We start from the raw sequence: 13,303 nt of genomic DNA, 5'->3' as shown, positions 1-13,303 counted from the left end.
GGGGAGCGGTCGTGTCCATCAACCAGAAGAGCTACGAGTACGGGACCTCCAAGTCCAGCATCAGGGAGATCGCCGCCTACGGCGCCCAGCGCAAGGCGCAGATAGGGGCCGAGAAGGTCTTCGACTTCTCGCTGGGCAACCCCTCCGTGCCCGCGCCCGAGGAGGTCCGCCGCTCCATCGAGCGCTCCCTGGAGCTCCCTCCCGTGCAGCTGCACGGCTACACCCCCGCCGCAGGCCTCGTCGAGGTCAGGCAGCGCGTCGCGGAGTCGCTCAACCGACGCTTCGGCTGCGACTACGGGGCGGGCGACCTCTACATGACCTGCGGTGCCGCCGCCTCGCTCAGCATCAGCTTCAACGCGCTGGTCGATCCCGGCGACGAGGTCATCGTCATCGCCCCCTACTTCCCGGAGTACCGCGTCTGGATCCAGACCGCCGGGGCGTCCTGCGTCGAGGTCATGGCGGACCCCCAGACCTTCCAGGTGGACACGGAGGCCGTGTGCGCCGCCATCACGAGCCGCACCAAGGCCGTGGTGGTCAACTCGCCCAACAACCCCGTCGGGTCGGTCTACTCCCGCCAGAACCTCGAGGAGCTGGCGGACGTGCTTCGCGAGCGCGAGAGCGCCCTGGGGACCGCCATCTACCTGGTGTCCGACGAGCCGTATCGCGAGATCAGCTACGGCTGCGAGGTGCCTTGGATCCCCTCCTTGTACGACCGCAGCGTCGTCTGCTACTCCTACTCCAAGAGCCTGAGCCTGCCCGGCGAGCGCGTGGGCTGGGTGCTGGTCCCCAACACCAACCCCGACCACGACGAGCTTGTCCCCGCCATCGCCGGTGCCGGCCGCAAGCTGGGCTTCGTCTGCGCGCCGGCGCTCTTCCAGCGCGTGGTCATGGACTGCGTGGACGTCCCGAGCGACGTCGCCGCCTACGAGCGCAACCGCAAGGCGCTCACGGAGGGGCTCTCGGCGCTTGGCTACGAGTACATCGAGCCGCAAGGCGCCTTCTACCTCTGGGTGAAGTCCCTGGAGCCCGACGCCGAGGCCTTCTTCCAGAAGGCGAAGGCCCTGGAGCTCCTGCCCGTCCCGTCAAACAGCTTTGGCTGCGAGGGCTGGGTGCGCGTGGGCTACTGCGTGAGCCACCAGACCATCGTCGACTCGATGCCGGCATGGAGGCGCCTCGCCGAGCAGTATGCCCGGGGGGACGCGTGAGCTGGGAGCGCATCTGCCAGAACTGCAGCTTCTGCCAGGCAAAGACGGGGCTCCTGCGCACGCGCGGCGTCTGCGTCGCCCCAGACGGCAGAAGGGGAGAGGTGCATGCGTCCGACGCCGCCTGTCCCGCCTTCAGGATGACGCCCAAGGCGGGCTTCGGCCTCAGGGGACGCTGGGGCGAGGGCGTCTCGCGGTCGAGGGAGGCATCCCGTGCGGACGAGCCCGCGGCGCGGGCGGCAACGCGCCTCTCGCTTGCCGGGGGCGCTGCTAAGCTGGGAGGGTCTTCCAAGAGAGGAGCCCCCATGCTTCAGCTGGCCTGTGACGTCCACACCCACACCCTCTATTCGCGCCACGCCTACTCCACCATAGAGGAGAACGTGCGGGCGGCGGCGGAGCTGCGCCTCGAGCTGCTGGGGTCGACCGACCACTACTCCTCGATGCTCTTCTCCGAGGTTGGCAGCATGGAGCGTGCGCAGGGCTACGACCTGCGGGACTTCCAGTACTTCATGAACTACGGCGCCTGGCCGCGCGTGTGGCGAGGCGTGCGCCTGCTGCACGGCTGCGAGGCGGACGTCGTGGACCTCGACGGCCACCTCTTCGGCCATGACGTGCCCCTCACGCACGAGATAAACGGCAACCCCCTGCACCGACAGCTCACCCTCAAGGAGCGCGTCTTCCAAGGCTGCGACTACGTTATCGCCTCGGTGCACTGCGACGAATTTGCACGTGGCGCAAGCCTGGCGCAGACGACCCGGATGTACGTGCGGGCCCTCGAGGACCCCAAGGTGTTGATCCTGGGACACGCGGGACGTGCCGGCGTGCCCTTCGACGTGGGCGAGGTGCTCGCCGTGGCGCGCGAGAAGGGCAAGCTCGTCGAGATAAACGAGGCGACCCTTGCCAGCCACCCATCCGCGACGAGCACCTGCCGCAGGCTAGCCGAGCGCTGCGCGGAGGAGGGGGTCATGATCTCGACGGGCACCGACTCCCACATCTCGTGCGGGATAGGCCACTTCGACCACGTCCGCTCGATGCTGGAAGAGATCGGCTTCCCGCGCAAGCTCGTCGCCACGCGCGACGCCGAGACCTTCCTGGGCGTACTGGAACGGGCCGTGGGCACGAGCGTCGAGGTGTAGCTGAGCACCTCGTGCTGGGGGGCGCTGTGTCCCACCTCGTGCCTAGCCCAGGCGTACGCGTATCACCAGCCCGCCGTCCTCGTAGCGCGCCTCGACCCGCCATCCGTGCAGTTCGAAGACCTCGCGCGCGAGTGCGAGCCCTATGCCGCTGCCCCCCGCGGCGTCGGTCCTGAAGCGGTCGAAGAGGGCGTCGAGGTCCCGTGCGGCGGGTCGCGCGCAGTCGTTCCACACGACGAGCTCCCCGTTTCCAAGGAAGACGCGCAGTCGTGACCTCGCATGCCTGATCGCGTTGGTCACGAGGTTGTCGAAGGCGCGCTCGAACTGCCTCGCGTCGACCTCCGTCCGGATGGTGTGAAGGTCGAGCGACACGTCCAACTGGCGAGAGGCGACCGCCCCCTCGAAGGGCACGAGGCAGTCCTCCACGAGTTCGGCGAGGTCGAGCCTCTCGCACTCTAGCATGACCGCTCCACCCTCGAGCCTGCTGATGTCAAGCAGCTGGCCGACGCCCTCCGACATCTTGCGCACCTCGCCCAAGATCACCGCTCCCGCCTGCCTGTCATCCGCGATGACTCCCTCCCGGAGTCCCTCGGCATAGCCGCCGATTGCGGCAAGGGGGGTCTTGAGCTCGTGCGAGACGTTCTCGTAGAAGGTCCTCACCGCTCGCTCGCGGGCCTCGACCTGCCTCCCCTGCGCCCAGCCGGCGGCTGCGGCGCCTATGGTCGAGAGGAGCATGATGCCCAGAAGGAGCAGTCGCACCTGACCTGCCAGCGCCTCCTCGCCGGACACGTCCACGTAGGCGAGAAGCACCTCCGCGCCCTCATCCGACACAAGGCCGGCCTCGGTCTGTGGCGCGGGAATCGTTCCCTGGACCTTGAGGTAGCACTCGAGCCCATCCCGTTCCACGCGCACGAGTCGACCGGTCTGGTCGCGATGCTCCGATGCCCAGCTGGCGGCGAGCCTGTCAAGCGGCGTGTAAGGGTTGCCGTCCGATTCGTCGAGCTCCCACTCGGCCGTCAGCGCGAGGGGGATTGCAACGCGTGAGGGCTCCCCCTCCTCGTTGCCATCGCCCAGGAGGGCGTCAATCGCCTGCTCGGAGCCGTCGCGCATCTGCGCCTGCACGAGCTGGCCATAGGCGAGAACCACCACCAGCAGCGCGGCGGCGACGCAGCCCGCGAAGAGCAGGGCAAGCCGGAGGGCAGGACGCATGTTGCCGGCCCTCGGCCACCTAGCGCGGCGCATGAGCATCCCCCTCGCCCGCATCCACGAGGTGGTAGCCAAAGCCCCAGACCGCCTTCACGCCCACGCGGCTGCCGGCACCTCGCAGCTTCTGGCGTACGCGGCGTGCGCACTCGTCGGTGACGCGGGTCTCCACCTCCGCGTCCATCCCCCAGACCCTCCGGAGGAGCTCCGCGCGAGAGACGGGCTCCCCCGCCGCCTTCACGAGCACCCTCAGGAGCGAGAACTCCATCATCGTGAGGCGCAGCTCCCTGTCGCCCACCTCCACCACGTGCGTGGCGTCGTGCAGCACGAGGTCGGCGAAGCGCAGGGTGCCGCCTTCCTGTCCGCGTGACATGTTCGCCCTCCTGAGCAGGGCCCTCACGCGCATGACCAGCATGGAGGGCGAGAAGGGCTTGAAGAGGTAGTCGTCGCCCAAGGCGAGCCCGGTGATGTAGTCCATCTCTGACTCTCGGGCGGTGAGGATGACGATGGGCACGTCAGAGACCTCCCGGAGCTGGCGGCAGACCTCGAGGCCGTCCGTCCCCGGCATCATGACGTCGAGGATGACAAGGTCGGCGGGACGCTCGAGGAAGCGCTCGCGAAGGGCGTCTCCGATGGCAAAGCAGCTCACCTGATAGCCCGCGCCCTCGAGGAAGGCGCGTTGGACCTCGAGCAGGTTGAGGTCGTCGTCCGCCACGTAGATGAGCTCCGCCATCAGCCACCTCTCTTGGGACGAAAAGGGGCTGTCCCCGCAGGGCCAGCCCCGATTGTACGTTACGCACCACCAGTCGCGAGGTCCTAGAAGACGTTGCCGGCCTTCTCCATGTAGCCATCGAGACGCTGGTAGAGCTCGTCGAGCTCCTTGTAGACATCCTCCTCCTCGTTGTCGTTCAGGACGGCCTCGTCCTCGAGCAGCCTCTCCTCCAGCTGGTCTATGCGGGAGGCGTTCTCCTTGAGCGCGGACTTGGCCGCGTCGTCGAGCGAGCCGTCAGCGTCGATCGCCTCGTCGAGCGCTGCCCTCCAGGCCTTGCCCTCGAGCTCGTCCATGCGCTCGTACTGCTCGTCGCCGAGCCCCCTCTCGCCCGTCATCCCCATCCAAAGGCCCTTGAGCTCGGAGCGCTCGGCGTCGCTCAGGCCCTTCAGGCGCCCCACCGCCTCCTGGGCGTCCTTCTCGGTCATGCCCTGGGACATAGCCCGCGCCTCCTCCTCCGTGAAGGCGCGGGCGTCGGTGCTGACGTCGTCCTCGCTGATGGACTTGGTCTGGCAGTCCCCGCAGGCCTGGCAGCCCTGCGCTCCCTGGGCGCTCTGGGCGCGGGCCATCGCCAGGGTGGGGAGGGCGAGCGATCCCAGAAGCCCCGCGGTGCAGATTGCCGTTGCCAGCTGACGCTTGCCCTTGCTTCCCTTGGTCATGTTGATCACTCCTTTTCTTGGTCGCCTCCGATCGACGAGAAGAGTGTATGGGCAGCCAACGGCCCAAATCCTGCGCCAAAGCGTAAGAAAAGGGTCCACAGTCCTGTGACAGATTTCCCGGGCGCATGCGGCCTGCAGACAAGTGTCGGGCCCCGCACGCGGCAAAGGCGTGTGGGGCCCGATTTGGCACTGCGACGCGAGGGGCTCTTCTCGCCTATACCCTGAGCGTCAGCTGCACGGGGCAGTGGTCGCTGCCGTAGACGTCGTCCAGGATCGAGGCCTCGACGATGCCGTCCGCGGCGTCCTCGCTCACCAGGAAGTAGTCGATGCGCCAGCCCACGTTGCGCTCGCGGGCGCGCATGCGGTAGCTCCACCAGCTGTAGGCGTCCTCTCGGTCGGGGTAGAGACGGCGGAAGCTGTCCACGAAGCCCGCCTCGAGGAGCTTGCCGAAGCCCTCGCGCTCCTCGTCCGAGAAGCCTGCGTTCATGTGGTTGGTGTCGGGGTTCTTGAGGTCTATCTCCTCGTGCGCGACGTTGAAGTCGCCACAGGTGACCACGGGCTTCTCCTTGGCGAGGCCTGACAGGAACTCGCGGTAGCTCCTGTCCCAGACCATACGCTCGTCCAGGCGCAGGAGCCCGTTCTTCGAGTTGGGCGTGTACACGTCCACGAACCAGTAGCGCTCGAACTCGAGGGCGCACACGCGGCCCTCGTCGTCTGCGAACTCGCAGCCGATCTGCCTGATGACCCGCAGCGGCTCCTCGCGGCTGAAGACCGCGGTGCCCGAGTAGCCCTTGCGCTCGGCATAGTTCCATGTCTGATGGTAGCCGGGGAGGTCCAAGTCGAGCTGGCCCTCCTGCAGCTTCGTCTCCTGGATGGCAAAGACGTCGGCGTCCGCCGCCTCGAAGATCTGGGGAAAGCTGGGGTCCTTCTTCATGACGGCCCTGAGGCCGTTGACGTTCCACGAGACGAGCCTCAGCTCGCGCTCCTCGCTCTGTGCCATGCCGCTCCTCCTTGGCGGGGGCGTCGCCCCGCCGGCGTCGTGTCCGTTTGGGCGGGTGTCCGTGCCCGCTCAGGCCAGTATACGTGCTGGTCCAGGATATGGCACCACCTTGGCATCCGTTTGCGGGACGGGGCTGCGGCCAGGGTGCGCGACGAGGACGGGCCAAGGGAGAGAAGACAGCATTTCTCGCAGAATGCTGTCTCTTTTCTCGCTTACCTGGCCTTATGCGAAAAACGACAGCATTTCACGAGATTTGCCGTCTTTGGGCCCGTCCCCGCATGGCGCGACGGGTCTGCGCGACCTCCCGAGCACCGCCCCCTCGCCGTCTCAGCCCTCGATGATCACGTATCCGTCGTCGATGGCCGCGAGGGTGCGCGCGAGGGCCGCCTCGTCTGGGTGAGGTCCCGCGTCGGGCGCCCCAAAGAGGAACTCGCGGTAGCGGGGCAGGTCACGCATGGCCTGGGCATGCCCCTCGTTATAGGCGGCCAGGAGCCTCGCCTTGTCGGTGGTGCCCGAGCTTATGGGCATGTCGTCCGGGTACACGATGAGGCAGCGACCCTCGTCCGCGAGGCGCTCGATGCGCGTGAGCTCGCGGTTGTACCTCTCCCAGCGTGTGAGGAGGGCGTCCAGGAGGTAGGGTCGGCCGTGTGCGATGGCGCGGTAGACGCGGCGCTCCTGCTCGGTGGGAGGCTCCTTGCGGTAGCCGTGCGGGCGGGTCGCCACGAAGAAGAAGCGGTCGTAGCCGCCGCGCTCGGCCAGGTGCAGGGGAAGGCCTGCTCCCTCTCCCAGCCCGCCGTCCATGAAGAGCCGGCCGTCCACCGCCTTGGGGTGCATGACCCCCGGCAGGGTCGAGCTGGCGCGCACCTTGTCCACCATGTCGTACTTGTCGCGCATGTCGTCCTTTGTGAAGGTCACGCTGCGGCCCGTCCGCACCTCGAAGGCCTGGATGGCTACCTGGGCGGGGTTTGCCTGGAAGGTGTCCCAGTCGAAGGGCATGAAGCCGTCGGCGATGCATCCCTCGTAGAGGTAGTCGGCGTTGAAGTAGCCCTTGCCGCGCACCACCGAGCCAAAGCCCGCGATGGGTATGCCCTCGGGCCTCATGCCCAGGAAGGCGTTGCGCGTGCGTGCGAGGTCACGCGAGCAGTAGTCGACCGTGTGGCTGGAGCCCGCGGAGATGCCGCAGACGAAGGGGAAGTGGATTCCCTGCTCCAGAAGGACGCGGGCGATTCCCGCGGTGTATGCGGCGCGATAGCCGCCGCCCTCGAACACGAGGGCGCAGCCCTCCACGTTGCAGCTGAGCTTCTTCATGCCGGTACCTCGCCTTCCTGGTGCTAGAGTCAGAGCCGCTGGCAAACGACGGGAGGCCGCCATGGCAAGGACCATCACTGACCCACGGGAGGCGGCAGCGGCGCTCGGGGCGCTCGTGAAGGGCGCGGGGAACACGGTCTTCTTCGGCGGCGCGGGCGTCTCGACGGCAAGCGGGATCCCCGACTTCCGAAGCGCCGACGGCCTGTACAACCAACACTTTGACTACCCGCCCGAGGTCATGCTTAGCCACGGTTTTTACGTGGAGCACACACGGGAGTTCTTCGACTTCTACCGCAGCCGTATGTGCGCCCCCGACGCCAAGCCAAACCAGGCGCACCTCAAGCTCGCCGAGCTGGAGTGCGAGGGGCTCGTCAGCGCCGTCGTGACCCAGAACATAGACGGCCTCCACCAGGCGGCAGGCTCGCGCAACGTGGTCGAGCTCCACGGCTCGACCCATCGCAACGTCTGCCAGCGCTGCGGGCACGTCCACTCGCAGGAGTGGGTCCTCAAGACCGAGGGCGTCCCCCGCTGCGAGGCCTGCGGCGGGCCCGTGAAGCCTGACGTCGTCCTCTACGAGGAGGCGTTGGACGAGGCCGTCATCACCGCCGCCATCCGGGCGATTGCCAGCTGCGACCTCCTTATCGTGGGCGGCACCTCCCTGGTGGTCTACCCGGCCGCGGGGCTCCTGCGCTATTTCGGGGGAGACAAGCTGGCCATCTGCAACCTCCAGCCCACGCCCCAGGACGCGAGCGCGGACCTGGTCTGCGCCTGTGACATCGCCCGGGCCTTCGACTGGTAGGCCGTGGCCCCTCTCGCTCGGAATTCCCGTTCCGGGACTCGCCGGGCCAGGCCGAGCGGAAGGCCGGCCGCCGGGAGTCGCTACAATCACAAAGGAACACCCTGGGGGCGCGGGCGCGTCCCCCTCAGCCTTAGGGGAGGACCCGACCCATGCTTCGACAGGACTACTCGCTTTGGCGTTGCGGCCGTCACGAGATCTCGCTCTCGCGTCCCCGCATCATGGGCATCCTCAACGTCACCCCCGACTCCTTCTCGGACGGGGGAGAGAACCTCGACCCCAAGCTCGCGGTCGAGCACGCCCTCCGCATGCTGGACGAGGGCGCCGACATCATCGACGTGGGGGGCGAGTCCACGCGGCCCGGCCACGAGCCCGTGGCTGCCGACGAGGAGGCCGAGCGCGTCGTTCCCGTGGTCAGGGGCATCCTCGCCGCCGCGCCCAGCGCCATAGTCTCGGTCGACACGCGCCATGCCTCCGTGGCCAAGGTCTGCGTTCGCCTGGGCGCCTCCATCGTCAACGACGTCACGGGCTTCATCGACCCCGAGATGGTGCGCGTCGCCGCCGAGTCCGACTGCGGCTGCGTGGTCATGCATTGGAATCGCGGCAACGGGCAGTCCAGCCGCAAGTCCGTGCGCCTGGACAGCACTCCCGCGCGTGCGGTGGCGGCCCGCAGCGTCCAGGCGAGCGCGCGACGCTTCACCCTGCCCGAGGAGGCCCCCCTCATGCGCGAGATCATGGGCTTCCTGGGCGATCAGGCGCGCTCCCTCATGCGTGCGGGCGTTGCCCACGACCGCATCTGCATCGATCCCGGTCCGGGCTTCGACAAGGCGGCGGACCAGGACGTCGTGATCCAGCGCGCCACCCGCAAGCTCGTCTCCATGGGATACCCCGTGCTCACGGCCGTCTCGCGCAAGCGCATGGTCGGGGCCGTCTCGGGCGTGACGGACGCCCCAGCCCGCGATGCCGCCACGCTGGGCATCTGCCTGAGCGCCATCGAGTCTGGCGCGCGCATCCTGCGCGTCCACAACGTGGCCCTCACGGCCGAGGCGCTCAACTCCTACTGGGCGGTCAGCCGCGCCGACGCGCGGCAGGCCTTCGTCTCGCTGGGCTCGAGCGTGGGCGACCGCATGGACTACCTGAGCCGTGCCGTGGCGCTCATCAACGAGATACCGCTCACCTGCGTGGTGCAGGTGAGCCGCGTGTACGAGACCGAACCCGCCTACGGCATCAAGGTCCCGGTCGCCAACGCCGTGGCCGAGCTTCGCAGCGAGCTGCACCCCAGCGTCCTCATGGACGCCCTCCTCGGCGTCGAGGAGAGGCTCGGCCGCGTGCGCGACCCCGAGCAGGCGGGTCACGGCCCCAGGACCATCGACTGCGACCTCGTCTTCGTCGAGGACGAGGAGCACGCAGGGCGCAAGCTCACGCTTCCCCACGCGCACCTGGGCGAGAGGGACTACGTCCTGGTGCCTATGGAGGACCTCATGCACGACCCCGTCCGCTTCCTGATGCATGCCGGCGTGCCCGTCTATGCCCCCGAGGACCGCGTGGGGCATGTGGTGGGCGAGCTGGGCGAGCTTGACTGGCAGTAGGGGGGCTGGCGTGGGGGAGCTCGAGCTCACGCTGAGGCCAAGGGTGCCCATGGGCTACCTGGTGGCCCTTCCCGCCGTTGCGAGCCTGGGCGTGATGGACGCGCTCGTCGATGCGGGGAACTCCGAGGCGGGTCTGCTCTGGCCGCGGGACGTCGCCCTCGTCCCCGCGGGAAGGCCTGCCTTCGAGCTGGACGGTCGCGGCGGCTACGACGACGGGGGCGTCTTCGTCCGTCTCGCCATAAGGCGTACCTTGGGCGATGGGGACGACGCCGCGATGCCTGACGACGCCGCGATGCCTGACGACGCCGCGATGCCTGACGACGCCGCGATTGAGCGGGCGGTGCGCGAGCGCGTGTCCACCTGGGAGGGGGATGTCGCGGCTGGGAGGTCTGCGGGGGGACCGTGGGCGGCGTTTCTCCCCGACTACTTCGACCATGAGCTCAGGATGGGCCGGGAGGTCGAGGTGACGTATCCCAACGGGCGCGTGATGGCGCGAGGGCGCCTTGCGGGCTTCGACATCTGGGGCCGGGCCACCGTCGTGGACGAGTCTGGACACGAGCTCGAGTTCTCTGCCGAACAGGCGCTCCTGAGGTCGCCCGACCGCGAGTAGGCAGTTGTCGGGCGGGGGCCTGCCCGCGTGGGCCCCAGGCCCTCTGCGGGCAAACGGCCCTTCCTAGCGCACGGCACGCTTGCGGGCGCGATGCTCCCAGATGAGTTTGATGCCGCGGATGGTGAGGTCGGGGTCGAGGGCGTCGAAGAGGTCGGTCGCCTTCGCGATCTCGCGCGAGAGCCCTCCCGTGCCAACCACCGTCGCATCGGGCTCGCCGAGCTCGTCCTTGATGCGCCTCACCAGGCCCTCGGCCTGTGCGGCCGCGCCGATCACGATGCCCGACTGCACGGCGGCCTCGGTGCTGTTGCCAAGGGCGCGTTCGGGCACCACCAAGGGGACGCTCGAGAGGCGCGCCGCGTGCGAGAAGAGTGCCCCGGCGCTCAGCAGCAGGCCGGGCATGATGGCCCCGCCCCTGAAGCGTCCGCGCGCGTCGACCACGTCGATGTTGGTCGCGGTCCCGAAGTCCACCACTATGACCGAATCGCCGTAGGCCTCGCGGGCGGCGACGGCGTTGGCGATGCGGTCCGCCCCCACCTGGGTGGGGTCGGGCATGTCCACCTCGATGCCGCAGTCGCGGCGGGGATCAACCAGCAGCACGTCCCTGGCATCCAGGACGTGTCCCATCATGTAGAGCCATTCCTGGGTGAGGATGGGAACCACGCTGGCAATGGCCACGTCGTTCACCTCGGAGAGGCTGCGGCCCAGCATCATGAAGTAGCCGTAGAGTCGCTCGTGGAGCTCGTCGGCGGTGTCGGTCTTGTCGGAGGCCATGCGCCATTGGCGGGCGAGCTGGTCGTCCGGACCAAAGAGCCCCAACGTGGTCTGGGTGTTACCTACGTCAACGACGAGCAGCATCTCTCCTCCTCGGATCCGCCTGCGCCCAACCAGTGTAGCGTGGCGGGACCGGGCGCCCCGCGCGTGGGCTTGCACCACTTTTCCACAGTCTTGGTATGAGAATGCGACCACTGTGGTAACCTAGCAAGGCTCAATTGTCCTGGCGTTTGCCTCGACACCCCTTGTCTGGTCGGAAACCAGGCCGAAAGAAGGAGTCCTGAAATGAAGCAAGGAATACATCCCGAGTACGTCGAGTGCACCGTTCGCTGCACCTGCGGCAACACCTGGAAGACCCGCGCCACGGTGAGCGAGATGACGCTTGACCTCTGTGACAAGTGCCACCCGTTCTACACCGGCCAGCAGAAGCTCGTCGACACCGGAGGGCGCGTCCAGCGCTTCTCCGACAAGTTCGGTGGAGCCGCCGCGGCCCAGCTTGCCAAGGCCCAGGCCGCCAAGGAGGCCAAGGCAAAGAAGGCCGCCGAGCAGGCTGCCGCTCGCAAGGCCGCTGCCGAGGCGAAGGCTGCCGAGAAGGCCAAGCGTGCTGCCGAGTACGAGAAGAAGGCTGCCGCCGACGCCGCCAAGGTCGTCGAGGAGGCCCCTGTCGAGGCCACCGAGGAGACCCCCGCCGCGGAGTAACCCCAGCTAGACCAGAGCAAAGGAGGAGAGGGACGGCACAGGTCGTCCCTCTCCTTTTGTGTGCCGTTGGGGGACGGCGCCACAAGACCCGAGAGGAGACGCGCATGAGCGAAGCTTCCGGCGAGCATGGCCTCGCCACCATCAAGACCGACGTGCTCATCATCGGGGCGGGCCCGGCGGGCATCTTCACCGCGCTGGGGCTCCTGCGCAAGGGAGACTCGCGTTCCATCACCATGGTGGAGAAGGGGCTCCCCGTCGAGCGCCGCTCCTGCCCCAAGGAGAAGACGGGCCACTGCGTGGGCTGCAAGCCCTGCCGCATCACCACGGGCTTCTCGGGCGCCGGCGCCTTCTCTGACGGCAAGCTCTCGCTGAGCCACGAGGTTGGCGGGGACCTGCCCACGCTCATCGGCGAGCGCCTCGCGCAAGAGACCATCGGACGCGTCGACCAGATTTACCTCGACTTCGGGGCCGACCCCCACATCGAGGGGCTCGAGCACCCGGAGGAGGTCGCCAACATCCGGCGTCGCGCCATCAAGGCGGGCCTCAAGCTGGTCGACTGCCCCATCCGCCACCTGGGGACCGAGAAGGCGCAAGAGATCTATGGCCGCATAGAGCGGACCCTCGTCGAGGGGGGCGTGCATATCCTCTTCCAGCACGAGTGCGACGAGGTCGTCGTGGAAGGGGGTGGCTGCCAGGGTGCCGTGGTGAGCGACGTCCATGGCGTCAGGACCCGCATCGAGGCGGGCGAGACGATCGTTGCCACCGGGCGCCGTGGCGCCGCCTGGTTCGACGACATGTGCGAGGCCCATGGCATCGCACACTCCGCCGGCCCCGTCGACCTCGGCGTGCGCGTCGAGGTTCGCAACGAGGTCATGGACGACGTCAACCGCGTGCTCTACGAGAGCAAGCTCGTGGGCTATCCAGACCCCTTCCGGAACAAGGTGCGCACCTTCTGCCAGAACCCGGGCGGCTTCGTGAGCCAGGAGAACTACGACGGCGACCTCGCAGTGGTCAACGGCCACAGCTACAAGGAGCGCAAGAGCCCCAACACCAACCTGGCCGTGCTCGTCTCGTTCAACTTCCGCAAGCCTTTCGACCAGCCAATCGTGTACGCGCGCAACGTGGGGAAGCTCTGCAACATGCTCGGAGCCGGGCACATCTTGGTGCAGCGCTTCGGTGACCTGCTCGACGGCAAGCGCACCTGGCCCAAGGAGCTCACTCGCTCCAACGTGGTGCCCACCCTGCCCGACGCCGAGGCGGGAGACATCAGCGCCGCCATGCCCTACCGCGCGATGATAGAGATCGTCGAGTTCATCAAGGCCGTGGACAAGGTGGTCCCGGGCTTCGCCGCCGACGAGACCCTGCTCTATGCGCCCGAGCTCAAGTTCTACAGCAACCGCGTGGGCATGGACGAGAACTTCGACACCAACGTCGCCCACCTGCACTGCTTGGGCGACTCCAGTGGCTGGACCCGCGGCCTCATGATGGCCAGCGTGATGGGCCTGCTCATGGGAGAGAGGCTCGCGTCCGAGTAGCACGGACCAAGGGACGGCGTGGGAGGGTG

General features: G+C 68.1%; 13 protein-coding genes. 7 read left to right on the top strand and 6 right to left on the bottom strand.

Annotation, left to right across the window (positions count from 1 at the left end):
- Positions 1–11: 11 nt before the first annotated feature.
- Both BQ7388_RS08660 and BQ7388_RS08655 read left to right on the top strand, forming a co-directional pair.
- Entirely contained in the window at positions 12–1,205 is a 1,194-nt protein-coding gene (locus BQ7388_RS08660; protein ID WP_062531468.1) for a pyridoxal phosphate-dependent aminotransferase, read from the top strand.
- Positions 1,202–2,338, top strand: coding sequence for a phosphatase (locus BQ7388_RS08655; protein ID WP_197414971.1), 1,137 nt, complete (start codon positions 1,202–1,204; stop codon positions 2,336–2,338). Before BQ7388_RS08660 ends, BQ7388_RS08655 begins: the two co-directional genes overlap by 4 nt.
- A 42-nt stretch (positions 2,339–2,380) precedes the next feature.
- Here BQ7388_RS08655 and BQ7388_RS08650 read toward each other — a convergent pair whose 3' ends face one another.
- The 5 genes from BQ7388_RS08650 to BQ7388_RS08630 all read right to left on the bottom strand — a co-directional run bounded on the left by BQ7388_RS08650 (position 2,381) and on the right by BQ7388_RS08630 (position 7,274).
- Positions 2,381–3,577, bottom strand: coding sequence for a sensor histidine kinase (locus BQ7388_RS08650; protein WP_159430820.1), 1,197 nt, complete (start codon positions 3,575–3,577; stop codon positions 2,381–2,383).
- The gene (locus BQ7388_RS08645) at positions 3,564–4,271 is read right to left on the bottom strand and encodes a response regulator transcription factor (protein WP_062531466.1); all 708 of its coding nucleotides are present in this window, start codon (positions 4,269–4,271) and stop codon (positions 3,564–3,566) included. The genes BQ7388_RS08650 and BQ7388_RS08645 overlap by 14 nt, the downstream gene beginning before the upstream one ends.
- An 83-nt stretch (positions 4,272–4,354) precedes the next feature.
- Positions 4,355–4,966: a hypothetical protein gene (locus BQ7388_RS08640; RefSeq protein ID WP_062531465.1), complete on the bottom strand. Its 612-nt coding sequence runs from the start codon at positions 4,964–4,966 to the stop codon at positions 4,355–4,357.
- Positions 4,967–5,180: 214 nt separating this feature from the next.
- Positions 5,181–5,966 (bottom strand): exodeoxyribonuclease III, encoded by a 786-nt coding sequence (locus BQ7388_RS08635; protein WP_009278198.1) that lies wholly within the window; start codon positions 5,964–5,966, stop codon positions 5,181–5,183.
- A gap of 327 nt (positions 5,967–6,293) precedes the next feature.
- Positions 6,294–7,274, bottom strand: coding sequence for a patatin-like phospholipase family protein (locus BQ7388_RS08630; protein WP_062531463.1), 981 nt, complete (start codon positions 7,272–7,274; stop codon positions 6,294–6,296).
- A 61-nt stretch (positions 7,275–7,335) separates the two neighbouring features.
- Here BQ7388_RS08630 and BQ7388_RS08625 point away from each other — a divergent pair, with 61 nt between their 5' ends.
- The 3 genes from BQ7388_RS08625 (at position 7,336) to BQ7388_RS08615 (ending at position 10,269) form a co-directional block, all read left to right on the top strand.
- On the top strand, positions 7,336–8,073 hold the full coding sequence (locus tag BQ7388_RS08625) for an NAD-dependent protein deacylase (protein WP_072500284.1): 738 nt from the start codon (positions 7,336–7,338) through the stop codon (positions 8,071–8,073).
- A 149-nt stretch (positions 8,074–8,222) separates the two neighbouring features.
- The gene (gene folP / locus BQ7388_RS08620) at positions 8,223–9,659 is read left to right on the top strand and encodes a dihydropteroate synthase (RefSeq protein WP_062531462.1); all 1,437 of its coding nucleotides are present in this window, start codon (positions 8,223–8,225) and stop codon (positions 9,657–9,659) included.
- On the top strand, positions 9,646–10,269 hold the full coding sequence (locus tag BQ7388_RS08615) for a hypothetical protein (protein WP_234946907.1): 624 nt from the start codon (positions 9,646–9,648) through the stop codon (positions 10,267–10,269). Before folP ends, BQ7388_RS08615 begins: the two co-directional genes overlap by 14 nt.
- 63 nt (positions 10,270–10,332) lie before the next feature.
- Here the strand turns inward: BQ7388_RS08615 and BQ7388_RS08610 are convergent, their stop codons facing one another.
- Positions 10,333–11,124: a type III pantothenate kinase gene (locus BQ7388_RS08610; RefSeq protein WP_062531460.1), complete on the bottom strand. Its 792-nt coding sequence runs from the start codon at positions 11,122–11,124 to the stop codon at positions 10,333–10,335.
- A 201-nt stretch (positions 11,125–11,325) separates the two neighbouring features.
- Between BQ7388_RS08610 and rpmE the strand changes: the two genes are divergently transcribed.
- Together rpmE and BQ7388_RS08600 are read left to right on the top strand one after the other, a co-directional pair.
- Positions 11,326–11,739: a 50S ribosomal protein L31 gene (rpmE, locus tag BQ7388_RS08605; RefSeq protein WP_062531459.1), complete on the top strand. Its 414-nt coding sequence runs from the start codon at positions 11,326–11,328 to the stop codon at positions 11,737–11,739.
- Between the two features lie 104 nt (positions 11,740–11,843).
- Positions 11,844–13,274, top strand: a complete 1,431-nt coding sequence (locus tag BQ7388_RS08600; RefSeq protein WP_062531458.1) for an NAD(P)/FAD-dependent oxidoreductase — start codon at positions 11,844–11,846, stop codon at positions 13,272–13,274.
- The last annotated feature ends 29 nt before the right edge of the window (positions 13,275–13,303 follow it).

It is taken from the genome of Olsenella phocaeensis (assembly GCF_900120385.1).
Taxonomy (GTDB): Bacteria; Actinomycetota; Coriobacteriia; order Coriobacteriales; family Atopobiaceae; genus Olsenella_I; species Olsenella_I phocaeensis.
Note: the sequence above shows the minus strand (reverse complement) of the source record. Positions and strands in the feature narration are given on the sequence as shown.